The organism is Synechococcus sp. 'PEA 65AY6A-5F PE A' (assembly GCF_047462575.1).
Classification (GTDB): Bacteria; Cyanobacteriota; Cyanobacteriia; order Thermostichales; family Thermostichaceae; genus Thermostichus.
Genome location: NZ_JAOALE010000004.1, coordinates 1 through 19214, shown reverse-complemented (window position 1 = coordinate 19214; position 19214 = coordinate 1). Strand labels below are relative to the sequence as shown.

Genomic DNA, 19214 nt, shown 5'->3' with positions numbered 1-19214 from the left:
CAACCGAGAGCCGAGTTGATGCGGGAACGAACAGGGAAGCTACAGAGACAGCATAGAAAAACTCTGGGGAAAAAAGCTCCGCCAAATGGCTCATTCTGGTACCCTAACCCTCTGCAAAAATCCTGATACGGTGCAGAACCCCTTTCCTCATCCGCGGATTTGCGGCTATGGTCATTTCAAATAGCAATGCAACGTTTATCCCTAACTCCCCTCTCCCAGAGGGAGAGGGGCAGGGGGGTGAGGGTCTTATTCCGAGGTGAGTTGTCGCTCCATCAGCCTGGCCAGGGCAGCAGTGGGGGTGGTCTGTCCTTGCAACAACCGATGCACCTCCTGGGTGATAGGCACCCGGATGTTGTGTTGGGCGGCGATCTTGACCACGACAGGAGCGGTGTAAACTCCTTCGGCAGTGCCCTCGATTTCAGCCAGAACCTGGGACAAAGGCCTACCTTGGCCCAACCCGTAGCCCACCTGGTAGTTGCGGCTCAGAGGACTGTGACAGGTGGCCAGCAGATCCCCCAGGCCTGAGAGGCCGTTGAAGGTCTCAGGCCGCGCCCCTAAGCGGGATCCCACCCGGATCATCTCTGCCAAGCCGCGGGTAACCAGGGCAGCCCGAGCATTGGTGCCCAGGTGCAGCGCATCACACACCCCCACGGCGATGGCGATAACATTTTTCAGGATGCCTCCCAGCTCCACCCCCAGCGGATCGCTGCTGGTGTAGAGGCGAAAGCGCTCTGAAGCCAGGGCATGCTGCACCTGCACGGCTGCCCAGAGATCCCGGCTGGCTACCACTGCTGCTGCCGGCAAACCCTGGCGGATCTCGGCGGAAAGGTTAGGCCCGGAGAGCACCACCAACGGCTGGTTGGGGAAGGCAGCCCCCCAGATTTGGGCAGGAGTCAAAAGTTGGAGCGGATCCAGTCCCTTAGTGGCTGAGACCAAAATAACCTGCGGTGGGATCCCCACCTGGCGCACAACCTCGGCCACGGGGCGCACCCCTGCCATCGAGACTGCCGAGATGAGGATTTGGGATCCCTGGAGCACCTCTTTGAGATCCAGATCTTTGCGCCGGTCCCAAACCTGCACTCGGTGCCCCTGGGCCTGGGCCAGCAGAGCCAGCGTACTTCCCCAGGCTCCCGCCCCTAGAATGGCGATCTTCTGGGGGGATGTTGTGTTAGTTTTCATCTGACCTTTGCAGCCGCAGCTTCTCTCCCAGGATGCCTTAAACTCCCCGTTAGCAAGAGAGCGACAAAGGTTAGTATGGTTGGATACCAAATCATGGGTTCGGCCAAAGAGCAGACGAGATGACAGAAGCAGGGATCCGACGCCTTCCTGCTGAGGTAGCCGCCAAGATGGGGAGCTGGCGGCACGGCTATGCCCTCACCAATGGTATTCAACTGCACTACGTCACCCAGGGGGAAGGGGAGCTGGCCATCTTGCTGCATGGTTTCCCAGAGTTTTGGTATTCCTGGCGGCACCAGATCCCGGTGTTGGCGCAGCGGTTTTGCGTGGTGGCCCCCGATCTACGCGGCTACAACGATTCCGACAAGCCGGATCACGGCTACGACCTAGATACCCTCACGGCGGATGTCCGCGGCCTCCTGGATCACTTTGGGGCCAAGAGGGCGGTAGTGGTGGCCCACGACTGGGGAGGAGCCATTGCCTGGCACTGGGCGCAATTTTTCCCCGACGAGATCCGCAAGCTGGCCGTGCTCAACTCTCCTCACCCAGCTTGCTTTCGCCGGGAGTTCCTGACCAATTTGGACCAGATGCGCCGCAGTTGGTACTTGTTTTTCTTCCAGTTGCCCTGGCTGCCGGAGTGGGTGCTCCAGTGGAACTTGGGCGATTGGGTGCAGCGCATCTTCCGAGAGACCTCGGTGCGCAAGAGTGCCTTCACCCGACACGACCTGAAGATCTACCAAGAGGCTCTCGCCAAACCCAAGGTGCTCACCTCTGCCCTTAACTACTACCGCCACCTGTTTAGCCTGCCCACTCTGCAGAACCTGTTTTTACAGCCCCTGCGGCAGATCCTCGCCCCCACCCTGCTCATTTGGGGAGAGGAAGACTTTGCCCTCAGCCGCGAGCTGACCGAGGGAATGGATCCCTTTTTCCCCAACGGCATTCGCAAAGAATACATCCCCGAGTGCGGCCACTGGGCGCAGCAGGAGGCGCCGCAAACCGTGAATCGGCTGCTGATGGAGTTCCTCTAGGTGTCAAGTTGGGAGAGCTTTACCAGCCCCAGGGGTTCACCCTAGAATAATCCACTGAATTCTAGCAGGGGAAACGGCATGGCCCTGGAGTATCCGCCCCATCTGCGCTATGTGGACACCCACGAGTACATCCGCGTTGAGGATGACATTGCGGTGATTGGGATCACGGCTTATGCCGTCGATCAGCTCGGGGATATTGTCTTTGTCGGCCTGCCCGAGGAAGGAACAGAGATTGAAAAGGGCGAAAGCTTTGGCTCGGTGGAATCTGTTAAGGCGGTCGAGGATCTCTATGCCCCTGTTTCGGGGGAAGTGGTGGCAGTGAACAAAGCAGTGGTGGACAGCCCAGAGAGCATTGCCGACGATCCCTATGGCGATGGCTGGCTGATCAAGGTGCGCATGACCAACCCGGAAGATCTCGACGACACGATGAGCGCCGAGGCCTACGCCAGCTTGGTAGAAGGATCCTAAGACCTACAGCAACACTTCCCGGCTGCCCCCCTGCCTTTTGGCCTGGTAGAGGGCTTGGTCGGCTGCCGCTAGGAAGCTTTGTGCAGAAGTCTCTGCTGGAAGCCGGAGCAAAGAGGCGACACCGATGCTACAGGTGAGGGGAATTCCCCCCTGTAGGGGAAGGGATTGGACGGCCTGCTGCAGGCGCCCGGCCAACTGCAGGATCTGAGAGTCTGGGATCCCGCGCACCAGGAGAGCAAATTCGTCGCCCCCCACGCGGGCCAGCAGATCCTCTTGGCGAACCTGGTCCTGCAGTTGGCGGGCCACCTGGATCAGGGCTTGATCCCCGGCCAAATGCCCCCAGCGGTCGTTGATGAGCTTGAAGTTGTCCAAGTCCAGGTAAAGCAAGTGGAGGGGAAAGCTATGGCGGCGGGCAAAGGCCGTCTCCCTCTGCAGGTGCTCTAGGAAAAACCGACGGTTGTGCAGCCCCGTGAGCGGGTCGTAGAGAGCGGCGGCAGCGACCTGGAAAAAGAAAGCCTCCTCCAGCCGGTCATAGTAGGCAAACTGCAGCAGGCTATTCCCCAGCTGGATGCGATCCCTATCGGCCAAGGGAAGGCGAGTTACCCTCTGCCAGTTGACATAGGTACCGTTGAGGCTGCCTAGGTCGGTGAGGATGTAGGTTCCCCCTTCTCTCTCCAGCCGACAGTGCTGCCGAGAAACGGCGTGATCCCAGAGCTGAATGTCAGCCTGGGAGCTGCGCCCCACTACCGCTGTTTCCCCCAAGGGAAAGGTCATGCCCATATTGGCCCCCCAGAGCACGGTCAAAAAGGCGCCCACAGGCTCTCTCTCCACTCCCAGCCCATAGCACTCCAGGGAGATGCAGGTGGTCGGCTCTTCGAGAGACAAAGGGTAAGTATCCAAAGTTACAGGGATCCCACCTAGGCAGAGGTTATGGAAGGCTTAAGACGGCCTCTCTCCGTATTATGACGGTTTTGTCGAGCTCTGCCCACCCTCCTGCCTGCCCCGCCAGGACAAGAGGGATCCTCTACTCCAGGCCCAGCCGGCGGCGAAAGTAGGGGATAGTCAGCTCCAGGCCAAGCTGCAGAGGAATCTGGGGATCCCAGCCCAGCAGGGCGCGGGCCTTGCCGATATCGGGCCGGCGCTGCTTGGGATCATCTGTGGGCAGAAGCCGGTGGACGATGGGAGAAGAGCTGCCGGTGAGGGCCAAAACCTGCCGAGCCAACTCTAGAATGGTGACCTCCTGCGGGTTGCCCAGGTTAAAGGGGCCAGGGTAGGAGCTGTTCATTAGGCGCACCAGGCCTTCGATGAGGTCGGCGATGTAGCAAAAGCTGCGGGTTTGGGATCCATCGCCATAGACGGTGAGGGGATCGCCGCGCAGCGCCTGGACGATGAAGTTGCTGACCACACGGCCATCGTCTTCCCGCATGGCCGGGCCATAGGTGTTGAAGATGCGGGCCACGCGGATCTCGGTTTGGTGTTGCCGCTGCCAGTCAAAGGTCAGGGTTTCGGCCAGGCGCTTGGACTCGTCGTAGCAGGCCCGCGGGCCGATGGGGTTGACATGGCCCCAGTAGTCCTCCGGCTGGGGGTGCACCTGGGGATCCCCGTACACTTCTGAAGTGGAGGCCAGCAGGAACCTGGCCCCCGTTTTCTGGGCCAGCTCCAGCAGGTGGTAGGTGCCCCAGACGCCGGTGCGGATGGTGCGGATGGGATCCGCCTGGTAGTGGGGCGGCGAGGCGGGACAGGCCAGGTGGTAGATTTGCTCAATTCCCGCTTTCTCCAGCTCCGGCGGCAGCGGCTCGGCCACGTCGTGCCACAGCAAGGTCAAGGCAGGGTTGTTGCGGTGGGCCTGCAGGTTCTCCTCCCGCCCCGTGTAGCCGTTGTCGAGGCAGATCACCGTGTGGCCCTCCTGCAGCAGACGGCTGACCAGATGGGAGCCGATAAACCCCAAACCACCCGTAACCAGGATCTTCACCAGCCCACTCCAATCAGGGTAATGCCCGCCTGCTGAACGGCCTGCCGGTCAAGGCAGTTGCGGCCGTCGAGGATGAGGGGCCGCCGCATCAGCTCGGCAAGGCGCCGGTAATCCAGCGACAAAAACTCCGGCCACTCGGTCACCAGCACCAGGGCGTCGCAATCCTGGGCCAGGCGGAACACGTCTGTTTCCACCACCACGTGGGCCAGGCCCTCCCGCATCCCCGAAGCCGACACAATGGGATCATAGGCTTTTACCTTGGCCCCCAGCCGGTGGAGCTGCTCGATGAGGGTCAGGGACGGCGCATCCCGCAGGTCGTCGGTGTGGGGCTTGAAGGTGAGGCCCAGAAGGCCGATGGTCTTGCCCTTGAGCACCTTGAGGGCCTGCTGCAGCTTTTCCAGCAGGCGCTGCCGCTGCTCGCGGTTGACCTCGACGGTGGCCCGCAACAGCTTGGCCTCATAGCCGTAGTCGGCTGCCGTCTGGATCAAAGCGGCCAGATCCTTGGGAAAGCAGCTCCCTCCCCAGCCTAGACCAGCGTTGAGGAAGGCGCGGCCAATGCGCTTATCGAGGCCGATCCCTTCGGCCACCTGGGTGATGTCGGCGCCAGTGCGCTCGCAGATGTTGGCGATCTCGTTGATGAAGCTGATCTTGGTGGCCAGGAAGGCGTTGGCCGCATATTTGATCATCTCGGCCGAGGCCAGGTCGGTGACCAGCAAGGGCACGGGATCCCCGCCCAAGCCCTGCTGGCGGCTGAGGATGGGCTCGTAAAGCTGCCGCAGGATCTCGACGGCGCGGGGGCTGCTGGAGCCAATCACAATGCGATCCGGGTAGAAGGTATCCTGGATGGCGCTGCCCTCCCGCAAAAACTCGGGGTTGCTGACCACGTCGAAGGGCGGCACCCAGGGAGACTTGTCCAGGGTGGCCAGGGAGGAGGGGGTGGGATCCCCCCCAGCCAGGGCCATCTGTTGGCTGCTTAGGCGCTGCTGGACAGCCTCGGCGGCGCCGTCGAGGATGAGCATGCGCACCCAGTCGCCGGAGCCGATGGGGACAGTAGACTTGTTAACAATAACCCGGTAGCGGTCGTCTAGGTGCTGGCCGATCTCCCGCGCTACAGCCTCTACGTAGCGCAGGTCTGGCTCACCGCTGGGCAGAGCTGGCGTCCCTACGGCAATGAAGATGACCTCGCTGGCCTGCACCCCCAGGGCAAGATCAGTGGTAAAGTGTAGCCGACCGGCCTCAGTTCCAGCCCGCACCAGCTCTTCCAGGCCGGGCTCGTAGATGGGCAGGCGACCCCGCTGCAGCCCTTCAATCTTGGCGGGGTTGTTGTCCACACAGATAACGCTATTTCCTAGGTGAGCCAGGCAAGCCCCTGTTACCAGGCCCACATAGCCAGCGCCTACCACAGCAACGTGCATACTCAGCGTTTGCTCCCGAACGGATGGCCCCCATGCCCCCGCAGCTCACCGTTAGGATACCCCACTCCCCTGGGATCCCTTACCCCCATTGAGGTTGGTGGCAGAATAAAGCAGGATATCTGTGGATCCCCGCTCGAGCTGCAGTGAGCTTTCTGGATTCTGCTGCCATAGCCAGCCGCCGTCAGCGCCAAGTGCAGAGGGTGCTGTACGTCACGCTAGGGCTAAATGTCCTGGTGTTTCTGATCAAGTTAATCCTGGGGCTGACGACGGGATCCCTGAGCCTCATTGCCGATGCCCTACACAGCTCCACCGACAGCGCCAGCAACATTTTGGGCTTGGTGGCCATGCGCTTTTCTTCGCCAGAGCCCGATGACGACCATCCCTACGGCCATCGCAAGTTTGAAGCCATTGGAGCGCTGGGGATCGCCGCCTTTTTGGGGATGGCCAGCCTGGAGATCCTGCGCACAGCCGTGGAGCGGTTTTGGGAGCCCCAGCCCCACCTGCAGATCGATGAGCTGACCTTGGGGATGATGGTGGGCGTGCTGGGCATTAATGTCTTTGTCACCCTCTACGAGCACCGCTGGGGCAAAGCTCTGTCCAGCTCGCTGCTGTTGGCCGATGCGCGCCATACCCTCAGCGACGTTGGGGTGACGCTGACGGTGTTGCTGGGGTTGGCCGGCATGCATTATTGGGGGATCCCTTGGCTGGACCAGGTGCTGGCGGTGCCGGTGGGGCTGCTGGTGTTCTGGAGCGGCTGGGAAGTGCTGCGGGAAAACGTTCCCTTCTTAACCGACCGGGTGGCTATCCCCCCCAAAACCTTGCGGGAGCTGGTTCTCAGCCTGCCCGGGATCCTCGACTGCCACGACATCACCTCCCGCGGCATCCCGGGGCAGATGATCTTTATCGAAATGCACATGGTGGTGGAGCCGCTGGATGTGGAGTCGGCCCATCGCCTTACCGAAGCGGTGGAGCAACTGCTGCAGCAGCGCTACGGGCCGGTGCGGGTCACCATCCACCTGGAGCCCTACTCCCACATCGAGGGATCCCGTTCCTAGCCACAATGGGCCTTGCATTCCTTGCTCTGCGTGGGTTTAATGGGGGTAGATTTCCCCCTTCGGGGGGATTCCTAGAAAGTGGAAAGAAAGTGGAAAGAAAGTGGAAAGCCCGTCCTCATAGCCAAAAGCTCGGTAGTAGCGGGGAAACTCTGCCAATGCCTCGGGCTGGGGCACGTCGTGGTTGCCGGGCACCACAAAAGCCGGAAAAGGTAAACGGGCCAGCCGCTCTGCCAACCAAGCGTGGTTTTCTGGCTCCCCGTGCTGGGTCAGATCCCTCGGCAGCAGCAAAAAATCCAAGAGCAACTGCATCCGGTGTTGCAAAACCTGCTCCAGAGCCGGGATGCTTAGCTTCACCAAATGAAACCGGTTGAGATGATCCCAAAGGACAGATCCGGCGCAAGGCCCGATTGCCCCTGGGGGGATTCCGGTCTTTTGGCAGAGGATCTCCGGGATAACCTCGGCAAGGCCACCTTACAGGTGACGGCTGGGGAGGCCGACGGGGAGCAAATCGAGCTGAAAAAGCCCAATCTCTAACTCTGATTACCAACTTCGGCCGCGAGCCGGAGCAGCCTCAGCAGCCGAAGCCCACCCTGCCTGGGATTAGGGCCGGCTCTAACAGCAAGGGCTAGAAAGTGCCTCGGGATCTCGATCCACCACGTCGGGATCCTGTTGTGCTGAGCCGGCAGAGGGAAGGGAACCCGAGGTTTTACCGGAGTGAAGTGGGCTACCTCGCCTCTAAAGCTGTGTTAAGATTTTGCGTAACTTCAAGAGAGCTGGCGCCTTTCAGATCCGGTAGGGGATTTCGTCAGCGGTGCGTAGCACTATGGGCAAGGTTTTGGTTTTAAATGCCTCCTACGAGCCGCTCAACATCACCAGTTGGCGCAGAGCTGTTGTCCTTTTGCTCAAGGGCAAGGCCGAGCAAATCGAGCACAATGGCAAAGTAGTCTACGGCAACATCCCTCTGCCCACCGTCATCCGCCTGCGCCACTACGTTCACGTTCCCCACAAGGAGATCCCCCTGACGCGGCGCAATGTCCTCTACCGCGATGGGCACCGCTGCCAGTACTGCGGCTGTTACGGCGAAGACCTAACCCTGGATCACGTGATCCCGCGCTCCCGCGGCGGTGAAGATACCTGGGAGAATGTAGTCAGCGCCTGTGTGCGCTGCAACGTGAAAAAAGGGAATCGCACCCCTTGGGAGGCCGGCATGCCCTTGCTCCGCCAGCCCCGCCGCCCCCACAGCACCCTTTACTTTGAAATCTCCAAAGCCGTCGGCAGCGGATCCCATCGGGAATGGCTGAAGTACGCCATCGGCCTGGAAGGGGATCCGCCGCCGGAGCTGGCAGTCAAGCCCGCCTAGCTCCCAAGGCTAAGGATGCAGGTCTGAGACCGGCGCTGCTTTGGAAAGGGGAGGAGAGGTGGTGGCCGGGATCCCCAGCTCGATCCAGCGATGGATCAGGGCGTTGACCTCTTCGGGGCGCTCATCGTGAGGGCAGTGGCCGGCCTCCAGGAAGTATTCCACCGCCTGAGGGTAGTGAGCCCGGTAGAGCTTAGAGCGCTCGCGGACCCGCATCCAGGGATCCCGTTCGCCCCAAATCAACAACAGGGGGCGCACCAAGCTGCGCAGCAGCTCGTCCACATAGCGCCCCTTCTGCCCGCCCCGCATCAGGGCCACGAACACATCGGCAGCCCCCGGATCCCGCGTGGGGCGATGAATGTCTTCCACCAGTTGATCCGTCACTGCCGCCGGGTCGTAATAGACCTGCTTCAGCTTGGAGCGAATCACCCGCGGCTGCCGCAAATACTGAAACAATAGGTAAGACACCAGGCGCTGGCGCAGGCCCCAGCCTACCAGGCCACCCAGCCATTGCCGCCAGCCAGATGGGGATCCCTTAACCGTGGAAAAGCCGCCTGCCCCGTTAAGCAGCACCACCCCCCGCACCCACTCCGGCCACTCTGCCGCCAGGCTGAGCACCACATAGCCGCCCAGGGAGTTGCCAATGGCCACCACAGGCCGCCGGATCACCTGTTGACAGAAATCCCGCAGTTGATCCCGCCAGATCTCGGCGCGATAGTCCCAGTTGGGCTTGGCCGAACGGCCAAAGCCGAGCAAATCGATGGCATAGACCTGGTAGTGTTGAGCCAATTCGGGAATGTTTTTACGCCAGTGGTCGGTGGAAGCCCCAAAGCCGTGCACCAAAAGCAAAGGCTGCCCCTGCTCGCCCTGTTTGACGTAATGGACGGATTGCCCCCGCCAAATCCAGCGTGCCGAGATAGGAGTGGCCGATGCCGATGTTGAAGCCATAGAGGTCGCTTGTAAGCTTTTGTTATTTAAGTATTCTAGATTCTTTTAGATTCTGCTCGGCCGACTCTGGAGCTGTAGCCGAGCAGCGTATCCTAAACACGGATTGGACTCGCAGCATGATCGCGTTTTTGAGCGGCCACCTCGTCGCCATCGAATGGGGAGAGCGCAGTAGCCTCACCGTTGAGGTGCAGGGGATCGGCTATCGGGTCAAGGCCCCGGCGCGTTTTCTCAAGCAACTGCCCCCCATCGGAGAGCCCGTGCGGGTGTTTACCCACTTGGTGGTGCGAGAGACCGAGCTGGTGTTGTACGGGTTTGGCTCGCCAGCCGAGCGCGATGTGTTTGTGGAGCTCATCAAAGTTTCGGGGGTGGGGCCGGCTTTGGGCTTGGCTCTGCTGAATACCTTCGGCCTGCCGGAGCTGGTTCAGGCAGTGGTGACCGAAAACGTGCGCCTACTTTCCCTCACGCCAGGGGTAGGGCACAAAACGGCCCAACGGCTAGCCTTGGAGCTGAAAACCAAGCTGGCCCACTGGCGACAAGGCCTGGAGAACGCCGATCGCCCCCTGGCCGGCGGGCCGCCTCCGGCCATCCGGGAAGAGGTGGAAATGGCCTTGCTGGCCCTCGGCTACAGCCTCCAAGAAATTCAAGCGGCCCTGCAAGCTTTGCCCTCCCAACCCCGCCCAACGGAAGAGTGGCTGCGGGATGCCATCACCTACCTCAGCCGGCAGCCATGAGCCCTCCGGATCCCCAGCAGCGCCGCATTGGCATTCTGGGCGGCACCTTCAACCCCGTCCACCACGGCCATCTGATCATGGCGGAGCAGGCCCTCTGGCAGTTCAACCTGGATCAGGTGCTGTGGATGCCGGCAGGGGATCCTCCCCACAAGCCCTTGGCCGCCGGCGCCAGCAAAGCCGATCGCCTGGCCATGGTGAAGCTGGCCATTGCCGACCACGAGCGCTTTGCCTGCTCCGACCTGGAGATCCGCCGTCCCGGCCCCTCCTACACCATCGAGACGCTGCGCAGCCTGATGCAAGAGCAGCCGGATACCCAGTGGTATTGGATTATCGGCGTGGATGCCCTGCGGGATCTGCCCCAGTGGTACCAGGCGGAAGAATTGGCCCGCCTCTGCCATTGGATTGTTGCCCCCCGTATCGATGCCGGCGACGCCGCCCAAGTGCTGCGGTCGGTGGCCGCAAAGCTGCCCATCCGGGCAGCAATCCTGGACGCCCCCACCCTAACGCTCTCTTCCACCTACCTGCGCCAGCAAATCCAAAAGGGGGGATCCATCCGCTACCTGGTGCCCCCTGCTGTGGAGCACTACATTCGCCAACACCGGCTCTACCTCGACCCTTGAAGAAAAAAAGAGGAGGGATCCCTCCTCTCCGATAAACCCGTTCACTAGAGCAACAGCCCGCCCAACTTTTTCCCAGCCAGGAGGGGCTGAAGAGAGGCTGTTTCGCTGAAAGTAGGAAGGCTTGTCTCAAATGAAAATTGCAACCCAACCTGCCGATGGCTTAGTAAGCCAAGCCCATGCTGCGGGTGGTTTCGGGGCCAAGGTAGACGCGGATGCTCAAGAAGTCCGTGGGGCAGGCAGTCTCACAGCGTTTGCAGCCAACACAGTCTTCGGTGCGGGGGGCTGCGGCAATCATGCCGGCCTTGTTGTTCCCCTTCCAGGGCACCATTTCCAACACATCAGTAGGGCAGGCCCGCACACACTGAGTACAGCCGATGCAGGTGTCGTAGATCTTGACCGTGTGAGCCATTAGCGTTCTCCAGTCGAGCTGTTTGAAAGATTAAAAAAAAAAGGTTTACCGAAGGGCGTGGCAGCAACACCACTGCACGGGTGCCTTCAGTGTACTGTAGTCCTGCCAAACCACCCCGATCTGCGATCCAAATGTTCAAACAAATTTACATCCCCAGGGATCCCTTGCCGCGCCGACGGGAAGGTCGCCCTCGCGGTTGGGCTAGGATTGCCTGAGGAAGGACAGGGCAAGGATCCTACGAATGGGACGCTCGCTGCGGAATTGGAGAAGGCAAACTCGAAGCCAAATGCACCGCCTGGGGCCCGTTTTGGCCGGCATTCTCCAGGAAATCTATGCGGAGAACATACCTCGCCTGCGCCGCTGGGATCGGCAGCTCACCGACTGGGTGTACAGGCGTGGCTGGAGGGTGGATCCTTCCTTGCCCAAGGTGGCCATCTACGTGTTGGGCGCAGTGGTGATCCTGGCGATTCCAATTCTCACCTTGGCAGTTTTAGTGGCTCTCGCGGCCTTTCTTGCCATCCAAATAGCCCAAAAGTGGCCCCAGGAAGCCCGCCGTTATCTTCCCAGCGCCGACGAGGAAGACGACTCCGATCCCCGCCAAGGGGACTGGGACTATTGACAGGCTAGCCGTCCCTGCCCTAAAGCGGGGCATCGCCCTCGGGCGGACGGGGCGAGTCTTTTTGGCTGCTAAGGCGCTGCTTCATCCGTCTGACCAGCTTTTGCTGGGAGTGGCTTTCCAGCCTGTTGAGGCCGAGGGCGCCGGCCAGGATCCCTAACTGTAAGGCCAAGCTGGGCAGGGTGGTCTCCAGATCCCGCCCTGCCAAGGCTCGAAAGAAAAATACAAATGCCCCGATGGTGGCCGAAAAACCCACCGCCAGGTAGACAAAGCGCCGCAGACTGCGGTAGGGGGCGGCCAGTTCCGTGAGCAGCCTCACCCGATCTGCCGCTGGATCCCGACCTGGGGGCAGGGGCGAGCCAGGTTTTGGGGAAGGTTTGGGCTCCGATGTTGCCACGGCTACACCTCCTCGGGCAATAGTAGGGGATCCCGGCCAGAAATCGCCGCCAAGCTTTCCTCGGCAGCCCGACAGGCAGCCAGAATATCTTGCTCTTCCCCGCCCAAGTAGACGCGGCCAAAGCTGCCAAAGGGCATCACTTCGAGGATGTTGATGCGGGCCGATTTTTCTGCCTCGTTGGCGGCCAGGGGGGCATAGCCTGCCGGCTGCACCTCCAGGATGTAGAGGGTTTGGCCGGCTAGGAGCATCTGGCCGCGGCGGAAACGGTTGATCAACTGGGTTTGGTGGGGATCGATGTTGCGAATGATCTGGCTGGAGATGATGCGCGGCCTGAGGCGCTCCTTTTCGCTCACCCCCAAAGCCGCCAGGATGGCCCGACCGGCAGTGCGGGTATCCCCCTGGTTGCTGGAGTGTACCTCCAAAAGGCCGTAGAGGCGCTCCACCACCTGCAGCCCCGGCCTTACCGAGGTGGCTTTGAGGGCGATGTCCATAACGCGGTTGATCTCGATGCCGGGGGAAATCTCGACCCAGAGGGAAGTATCCCCTGGCAGAGGCAAAAAGCCCTGGGCCACCGTGCCCAGATAAGCAGCGTACTGGGGCTGGAGCCGATCCAAAAACACGTAACTGCGCAGGTCAATCCCCAAAGGAGTTCTCCCCCCTGTCTGTTGGGCTGGGTTGGACGTCGGACGACGGGGCCGGCATTCCTCCCTTTCTAGTCTCACGCCATCTCTTGGCTTTTGGGGAGAACAGCAGTTCGGTATCCCAACTTTCCCCTGCTACAGGTCACCCTGAGCCACTACCTTCACCGTTGTCAAGGCTTCCAGGTCGATGGGCCCGCGCACGTGCAGCCGCTGGGTGGAAATGCCCAAAGACAGGTCGCGAAACGCTCCCAAGGTGGGGATCCCGGCTCCCCGGCCTGCCGAGAGGGGAGAGGTGTTGATGTGGATCAGGGCGGCATCCACCTCCTGGAGAAAGCGCTGGGCTGCCGATTGGCTGTCGGTGAGGATCGTCTCCGATTGACGACAGCCATTTTTGTTGATCCAGGCGATCGCCTCCGTCAGGTCGGCAACGGGCTGGAGGCGCAGATGAGGCCGTTCTGTGGAGTCAAAGCCTTCCCCCAGCGGCTGAAGCTGGGGGAATCGCTCCAGAATGGGGGCTGCTGCCTGTATATCGATCCCTTGACCCAGCAAGTCTTCAATCAGGGCGGTCAGATGATGGGCGGCCCAATCGGTGTGGATCAGCAGCCAAAGGGTGAGGGGCTGATAGATCGGGATCCCTTCTGGGCCATAGCGAGCCAAGGGATCCAACAAAACCGACTTCACCAAAGGCCAAGGAGCGGTGCGATCCACATAGATGTGGCCGTACCCCAGATGCGTGACCAGAGTCGGCACTTTGCTGGCCTGCAACAGGAACTCCACCCAGCCGGGGCGACCGCAGGGGATCACCAGATCCACATAGCGGGTTTGCTGCAACAACAGCAACAGTGGGGAATCGGCCTGGGGATCGGTCGCTTGGTCTTGGGCGGGGAGGGTTTGAATGGCCCCTTCCGGGATCCCGTGCTCGTAGGCGGTCTCTGCCAACAGGTTGACCAGGGCCTGATGGGTTTTCTGGATGGGGCCGCTGCCGGCCAAGATCACGCCATTGCTCGTCTTGAGACACATGCCAATGCCATTCAAGGCAAACTCGGGGTAGATCTCGTAGACCAAGGCGATCAGCCCCAAAGGGACGCGGTAGCGGCCAATAAACAGCCCGTTGTCCTGACGGCACCCCCTCTCCAGGCTCCCGATGGGATCCGGCTGTTGGGCCAGGAGAGCAAGCAACTGGGCGGATCGCTGCAGGCGCTCGGGGGTAAGCTTGAGGCCGTTGAGGATCCACTCCGGCAGGGTTTGCTCGCGGCAGCTTTCCAGGTCGAGGGTATTGGCCTCCAACAGCAGATCGGAGCGCTCCAGCAAACGGCGCGAGAGAGCCAGCAGGGCCTGGCGTTTGGTTTCGCCGCTCAAGCGCTGGAGCTGAGGCAGCAAGCGGCGCACCTGGCGCAGGGTGGTGCTGAGGTCAAAGGCTGAACCAAAATCGGTCACTCGCTTCCCTCCTGCCCGGCTGACCGACGACAGACCTGCTCCTGACCACTGCTAACAAGAAATGGCTAGATCCACAAGGGCTGAAACTAGGGATCCCTGGCAACGATCCCAAGCATCTCAAGGCCGCCGCAGCAGCAGGATCGCCGTCACCATCAACAGCGTCAGCAACAGGCAAAGAATCAGGAACCAACTGAGCAACTGGGCTTGGCTGGGGAAGAGCAACACGCCCAGAAACCCCACCGCCAAAGCAACCCCCAGGCTGAGGGTGAGGCCCAAGAGCGCAGATCCCTGGAAAGTGCTTTGCCGGTGCAACACCCACTGATGGCCGTTCCAGAACCAGATTTTACGGTAGGGGTAGGAGACGGCCAGTTGCTCAATGTGCAAACGGTCGGGGGTGATGGCGAAAATATGCTGGCAACGGCTGCAGCCAAAAGCCTCAGTCAGGGTAATCAGGCGCAACTGACCTTGGTGGCAACAGGGGCAGGGGTAAATTTTGGTGGGCTCGATGGGCTGAGCCACTCGCAGGGACGATTTCTGCCGAGGCCACTTGTGGGGAGAGGAAAACGCCACAGCTCTCAGTCGGTGAGAAGTCGGGATCCCTCACATCCTATCCTCAAGAAAGCAGGGTCAAGCCACCCAGAGATGGTGGACGTAGCGCCAGGTCAAGATCTGGTTGAGGACGAGGAAGATCAGGCCCAGAAGCCCATAGCCCAGCTTGAGAACTCTGCTTAGGTGGGGGCGCGCCCACAGGGGAAGGAAGCCGAAATCTGTGTGCTTGGCCCAGTGCAGGAGGGCCAGCACTTGCACGAGGTGAACCGGTAGGCAGTAGCGAATCATGCTTCGCTGGCCTAGGGGACTCATGCCGGCTACAGCGATGTAGAACATAGCCCAGGCAGCTAGGTGAAACCCCAGCCGCTCCTGCCAGCGCCGGCTCTTACCGGCCACGACACTCAAACCATCCAGCAAGCCTGTAACAACTAGGGATCCCAGCGTAACAGACACAAACAGTTGGCTGAGAGCATCAGACCACAGGCCAGGATCCTGCAGCGGTGCAGAAGGAGAGAGCAAGACCTGCCATCGCTCAGGGGAAAGAACATAGGTATGAGCCTGGAAAAGGGCTTGGTAATTGGCCTGGACGCCGGTAAAGTAGCGCTGCATCTCCATGTAGAGATCCCAGCGACCGAAGCGGAGCTGACAGTAGAGGAAAAAACTCAGCCCCCCCAACAAGGCCAAAACAACGGCGCCTGCCGTCCAAAACCAACGGCGGGATAGCCGCAGCAGGGGAACCAGCGCCACCGGCAAACCCACAATGCGGGTGGCACTCATCGCAAAACCGTGGATCCCGGCCAGGAGCCCTGCCTTCATCGAATTCAAGCAGGCCAACCAGTAGAAAAAACCCAACAAGCTGGCCATGAAGAGGGATTCGCTGTAGCCCACGACAAGGTAAAAACTGCTGGGATAGACCAAGATAATCAGACTTGCCAAAACTTGCCAAAGAGTGGGGATCTGCCAGCGGCGGTAAAACAGGAAAAGGTAAATCCACATCAGCCAGCAAAAGAGCTGGGCAGTCAGATACAGCCCCAGTTCAGGGTCAACTCCCAACAGGCGGCTCATGGCGGCCACTGCCAGGGGATAGCCGGGGAAAAAAGCTACGTTGCTCTGCTCGTAGGCAATCTTGTCGAAACCCACAAACTGGTACCCCCGCCGCACAATGCTGAGATACCAATAGCTATCCCGCTGACTCAGGGCTGTGAAGGCAGAAGCATAGTCACTCTCCTCACTCCAGAGGGAGATCATAAAGATCTGCAGCACTGTCAAGGCCAAACTGGGCAACAAGATTTGCCCTAAGAAAGGGGCAAGGTACTGCCGACCTCGCTGCAACAGATGACTGAGAGAAAAGCTCATCGCTGAATCGTTAAGGGTGAAGATGGCACTTTGATTTCTTCTTGGTAATCGTCGTCGGAGTTCACCTGCCAGAGATTGTGACTACCGGGTCGGAGAATGTTCTCAGCCGCCAGCAAGCCCATCAGTAAACTGTGATCTTGGTTGTTGTATTTAAATGAGCCGTAGCGGCCCACCACTTGTAGATTTTCAAACTGGCTGAGATACTCCTGCAAAATGGCTAAATCTTCTTTATAGCTACCGGTATAGATGGGATAAGTGCGGGGCAGGCGCACCACAAAGCCACTGTAGATCTTTTGATCGTGAAGCAGGCCAATTTGACGCAGCTCCCTCTCAGCCAAAGCCAGCAATTCCTCCTCAGGGGCTTGCCACAAGGGATCCTCAAAGTTGCACCAATACTCACAGCACAAGGGGGTTTGTTCTCGGTTGGGGAGCATAGCCGGCGACCAATTGGCAAAATTGGTTACCCGACCAACTTGTACTGTTGGTTCATTGATATACAGCCAGTTATCGGGGAAAAGCTGGGATCCCTGCACAATCAAGTAAACCAAAACGGTGTTGCGAAACTTGAGCTTGCGAGCTGCCTGCAGCACTTGGGGGGGAGGCAGTTCCCGCAGGCTCTGCACCAACACTGTCAAAGGGATGGAAGAAATGACGTGGGAGGGGGAGACCCAAGTTTCCCTTCCATCCTGGAGATGGCGCAATTGCAGCTCGACAATCCGGGATCCCTGATGTCTAAGGGCGATGACTTCTGTATTTAGCCAAACCTTTTGACCCTCAGCCAGCAAAAACTCCTGCATTTTTTCGTAGAGCTGTCCGGATCCCAGGCGGGGAAACTGAAACTGGTCGATCAGGGATTTGACCGAACCGCGCTTCCAGCCCAAGGCCTTGCGGATGGCTTGCCCAAGGCTGAGACCTTTGATGCGCTGGGCAGCCCAATCGGCGCTGATTTCGGTACAAGGGATCCCCCAGAGCTTTTCCGTGTAGCTCTTGAAGAACATCTGAAAAAGCCGGCTACCAAATTTTCCCTTGACCCAGTCGGCAAAGTTCTGGGGAGCTGGGTGCGGGATAAGTTGGGCCCAGAGGTAGGAAAGAACAATGAGCAGGCTTTCCCACCAGCCAACTTTGCGCAGGACTTCCCAGGCTTGAATGGGGTACTGAAAATAGTGCTTGCGGTAGTAGATGCGGGTAAGCCGCCGGACAGTCACTTGTTCGGATCCCAAAACCTGGTTCCACAGCTCCAGCACCGCTGGGATCTTGGTAAAAAAGCGGTGCGGGCCATAGTCGAGAATGAACCCCCGGTAGCAAATGCTTTTGGCCAAGCCCCCAACCCTGTCTTCCCGTTCCACTACCACCACAGGGAAGCCCAGTTGGGTCAAGCGGTAGGCAGCCGCCATGCCCGCCGGCCCTGCTCCCAGAATGTAGATGGGATCCCGCACGCCGCCCCTTCCCCACGATCGTCTTCAAGCGTTGCCGACATTGTACGGTAGTGCGAGAAACCCTTTCCTACACAACCCTGGGAAAATGGGTAGAGGTTAGACTGAGGAGGCTGCGGCTGGAGGCTGGCCTGTGCTGTTGACCAAGGGCTTTGAGGTAGAGATGTACACCGGCACCGCCGCCGGAGAAGTGGTGGGGTTGTCGGATCGCATCTGCCAGGCTTTGCCGGGGTTTGTGCGAGAACCAGATCGGCGCAACGTCGAGTACATCACTCCGCCCCTTCGCCGCTACGAGGATCTGCTCTGTGCCCTGCTGCGGCCTCGGCTGCAACTGCGGCAATTTTTGCGCCGCCTTGGCCCCTACACCCTGTTGCCGGGGAGCACGCTGGCTTTGGGCGGCAGCGACCACTTTGAGCGCTCGGATCCGGACAACCCCTACCACGACTACATCGAGCGCACCTACGGCACGCGGGTGGTGACCGCCAGCATTCACATCAATGTTGGCCTGCCGGATAGCGAGGCCATTTTTCTTGCCTGCCGTTTGCTGCGGGCGGAAGCTCCCCTGTACTTGGCCCTGAGCGCTTCTTCTCCGTTTCTGGACGGCCAGGTGACAGGCTACCATTCCAGCCGTTGGCAGGTGTTTCCCAAAACCCCGGCCCAGGTGCCCTTCTTCCGGGATCACGCCCATTACATCGCCTGGATGCGGGAGCAACTGGCCCTGGGCACGATGCAGAATGTGCGCCACCTCTGGGCCTCTGTGCGGCCCAACGGCCCAGAGCGGCCCTACCATCTCAACCGGGTGGAGCTGCGCATCTGCGACCTGGTGGCAGATCCGGTGATGACCCTGGCCATCACTGCCTTGGTAGAGGCCCGTCTCTGGCAGTTGCTGGCCCAGCCAGAAGCGCTGGATCCCTTGCGGGGGCCTTTGACACCGACGGAGCTGGAGAGCCTTTGCGAGGCCAACGAGCAGGCCGCTGCTCGCGAGTCCTTGCGAGCCCGTCTGGTCGATTGGCGCACGGGCCGAGAACGGGTGGCCCAGGAGTGGATTGAAGAGCTGCTGACCGAAGCGTGGCGCCTCGGCCAACCCCAGGGCCTGGGCTGCTTTTTGGCTCCCCTGCAAACTCTGCTCCAACAGGGCAACGAGGCCCAGCGCTGGCTGAAGCAGGTCGACCAGGGATCCACACCCGCCCAGGTGTACCAACGGGCCATTCAGGAGCTGGCCGAACAAGACCGAGAAAGACAAGAGACCCTCTGCCAGCTTGTTGGCTAAGCCTTTGCCCAACGGTGGGCGCTTCTCAGTCCGGTGCCTGCCCCCCACCAGATCCCCAGTTCAAACCTGACTTAGATTCGCCTAGACAGGCTCCACCACTTCCCCTAGGGCTTGCCGAGCCACACAAAAGGATAGCTTGGTAGCCCCGCACTTGAGTGCGGGGCGGAAAAGCCCGCTAGCGACTTTGGTCGCTTACCCATGATGGGGGTCGTTGATATAGTTTCATAGCTCAAACAACCTCTTCCTGACTTCTCCTACCAAGACCTCTTTCCTTCTCTTTAGCCAAAAAATAAGATAAACAACCGCTAGCCCCACACCATGGTTGTAGTGATTGTA

General features: G+C 60.2%; 21 protein-coding genes and 1 pseudogene. 8 read left to right on the top strand and 14 right to left on the bottom strand.

Translation table 11 applies throughout. The features are described 5' to 3' along the window. Window positions 1-246: 246 nt before the first annotated feature. Window positions 247-1179: an NAD(P)H-dependent glycerol-3-phosphate dehydrogenase gene (locus GG26_RS02405; protein ID WP_011429387.1), complete on the bottom strand. Its 933-nt coding sequence runs from the start codon at window positions 1177-1179 to the stop codon at window positions 247-249. Between the two features lie 119 nt (window positions 1180-1298). On the opposite strand from GG26_RS02405, the gene GG26_RS02400 reads away from it, so the two are divergent. Together GG26_RS02400 and gcvH are read left to right on the top strand one after the other, a co-directional pair. After that, entirely contained in the window at window positions 1299-2204 is a 906-nt protein-coding gene (locus GG26_RS02400) for an alpha/beta fold hydrolase (protein WP_099812457.1), read from the top strand. A gap of 78 nt (window positions 2205-2282) precedes the next feature. Beyond that, a complete protein-coding gene (gene gcvH / locus GG26_RS02395) occupies window positions 2283-2672 on the top strand; it encodes a glycine cleavage system protein GcvH (RefSeq protein ID WP_099812456.1) in 390 nt (129 codons plus the stop codon). A 3-nt stretch (window positions 2673-2675) separates the two neighbouring features. On the opposite strand, the gene GG26_RS02390 is transcribed toward gcvH, so the two are convergent. From GG26_RS02390 to GG26_RS02380, 3 genes are all read right to left on the bottom strand, one after another. Next, window positions 2676-3557: a diguanylate cyclase domain-containing protein gene (locus GG26_RS02390; protein ID WP_414388717.1), complete on the bottom strand. Its 882-nt coding sequence runs from the start codon at window positions 3555-3557 to the stop codon at window positions 2676-2678. Between the two features lie 139 nt (window positions 3558-3696). Beyond that, the gene (locus GG26_RS02385; protein WP_414388715.1) at window positions 3697-4644 is read right to left on the bottom strand and encodes a UDP-glucuronic acid decarboxylase family protein; all 948 of its coding nucleotides are present in this window, start codon (window positions 4642-4644) and stop codon (window positions 3697-3699) included. Beyond that, window positions 4641-6059 carry a UDP-glucose dehydrogenase family protein gene (locus GG26_RS02380; protein WP_414388713.1) on the bottom strand — a complete coding sequence of 473 codons (1419 nt, stop codon included), beginning with the start codon at window positions 6057-6059 and terminating at the stop codon, window positions 4641-4643. Before GG26_RS02380 ends, GG26_RS02385 begins: the two co-directional genes overlap by 4 nt. A 143-nt stretch (window positions 6060-6202) precedes the next feature. On the opposite strand from GG26_RS02380, the gene GG26_RS02375 reads away from it, so the two are divergent. Further along, window positions 6203-7114 (top strand): cation diffusion facilitator family transporter, encoded by a 912-nt coding sequence (locus GG26_RS02375; protein WP_414388711.1) that lies wholly within the window; start codon window positions 6203-6205, stop codon window positions 7112-7114. Between the two features lie 36 nt (window positions 7115-7150). Here the strand turns inward: GG26_RS02375 and GG26_RS02370 are convergent, their stop codons facing one another. Continuing rightward, the gene (locus GG26_RS02370; protein ID WP_414388783.1) at window positions 7151-7468 is read right to left on the bottom strand and encodes a metallophosphoesterase family protein; all 318 of its coding nucleotides are present in this window, start codon (window positions 7466-7468) and stop codon (window positions 7151-7153) included. 469 nt (window positions 7469-7937) lie between these two features. On the opposite strand from GG26_RS02370, the gene GG26_RS02365 reads away from it, so the two are divergent. Further along, entirely contained in the window at window positions 7938-8474 is a 537-nt protein-coding gene (locus GG26_RS02365) for an HNH endonuclease (protein ID WP_099812453.1), read from the top strand. A gap of 9 nt (window positions 8475-8483) precedes the next feature. Here GG26_RS02365 and GG26_RS02360 read toward each other — a convergent pair whose 3' ends face one another. Beyond that, a complete protein-coding gene (locus GG26_RS02360) occupies window positions 8484-9419 on the bottom strand; it encodes an alpha/beta fold hydrolase (RefSeq protein ID WP_011429396.1) in 936 nt (311 codons plus the stop codon). 116 nt (window positions 9420-9535) lie between these two features. Here GG26_RS02360 and ruvA point away from each other — a divergent pair, with 116 nt between their 5' ends. Together ruvA and nadD are read left to right on the top strand one after the other, a co-directional pair. Further along, on the top strand, window positions 9536-10150 hold the full coding sequence (gene ruvA / locus GG26_RS02355; protein WP_011429397.1) for a Holliday junction branch migration protein RuvA: 615 nt from the start codon (window positions 9536-9538) through the stop codon (window positions 10148-10150). After that, entirely contained in the window at window positions 10147-10770 is a 624-nt protein-coding gene (nadD, locus tag GG26_RS02350) for a nicotinate-nucleotide adenylyltransferase (RefSeq protein WP_011429398.1), read from the top strand. Before ruvA ends, nadD begins: the two co-directional genes overlap by 4 nt. A gap of 160 nt (window positions 10771-10930) precedes the next feature. Here nadD and psaC read toward each other — a convergent pair whose 3' ends face one another. Beyond that, window positions 10931-11179, bottom strand: a complete 249-nt coding sequence (psaC, locus tag GG26_RS02345) for a photosystem I iron-sulfur center protein PsaC (protein ID WP_011429399.1) — start codon at window positions 11177-11179, stop codon at window positions 10931-10933. 241 nt (window positions 11180-11420) lie between these two features. Between psaC and GG26_RS02340 the strand changes: the two genes are divergently transcribed. Next, window positions 11421-11798, top strand: coding sequence for a hypothetical protein (locus GG26_RS02340; protein ID WP_011429400.1), 378 nt, complete (start codon window positions 11421-11423; stop codon window positions 11796-11798). 19 nt (window positions 11799-11817) lie between these two features. On the opposite strand, the gene GG26_RS02335 is transcribed toward GG26_RS02340, so the two are convergent. From GG26_RS02335 to GG26_RS02310, 6 genes are all read right to left on the bottom strand, one after another. After that, entirely contained in the window at window positions 11818-12192 is a 375-nt protein-coding gene (locus GG26_RS02335) for a DUF3493 domain-containing protein (RefSeq protein ID WP_011429401.1), read from the bottom strand. A gap of 2 nt (window positions 12193-12194) precedes the next feature. Next, window positions 12195-12836: a hypothetical protein gene (locus GG26_RS02330; protein ID WP_011429402.1), complete on the bottom strand. Its 642-nt coding sequence runs from the start codon at window positions 12834-12836 to the stop codon at window positions 12195-12197. A 132-nt stretch (window positions 12837-12968) separates the two neighbouring features. Continuing rightward, window positions 12969-14270, bottom strand: coding sequence for a gamma-glutamyl-phosphate reductase (locus tag GG26_RS02325; protein ID WP_011429403.1), 1302 nt, complete (start codon window positions 14268-14270; stop codon window positions 12969-12971). 117 nt (window positions 14271-14387) lie between these two features. Next, window positions 14388-14840, bottom strand: a complete 453-nt coding sequence (locus GG26_RS02320) for a hypothetical protein (RefSeq protein WP_011429404.1) — start codon at window positions 14838-14840, stop codon at window positions 14388-14390. A 57-nt stretch (window positions 14841-14897) separates the two neighbouring features. Then, window positions 14898-16175: a hypothetical protein gene (locus tag GG26_RS02315; RefSeq protein ID WP_414388707.1), complete on the bottom strand. Its 1278-nt coding sequence runs from the start codon at window positions 16173-16175 to the stop codon at window positions 14898-14900. Further along, on the bottom strand, window positions 16172-17611 hold the full coding sequence (locus GG26_RS02310; RefSeq protein ID WP_414388705.1) for an NAD(P)/FAD-dependent oxidoreductase: 1440 nt from the start codon (window positions 17609-17611) through the stop codon (window positions 16172-16174). Before GG26_RS02310 ends, GG26_RS02315 begins: the two co-directional genes overlap by 4 nt. A 130-nt stretch (window positions 17612-17741) precedes the next feature. Between GG26_RS02310 and gshA the strand changes: the two genes are divergently transcribed. Then, complete coding sequence (gene gshA / locus GG26_RS02305) at window positions 17742-18878, top strand: glutamate--cysteine ligase (protein ID WP_041438083.1); 1137 nt, start codon at window positions 17742-17744, stop codon at window positions 18876-18878. A 225-nt stretch (window positions 18879-19103) separates the two neighbouring features. Here gshA and GG26_RS02300 read toward each other — a convergent pair. Then, a pseudogene (locus GG26_RS02300) lies at window positions 19104-19214 on the bottom strand (IS200/IS605 family transposase); the annotation flags it as partial.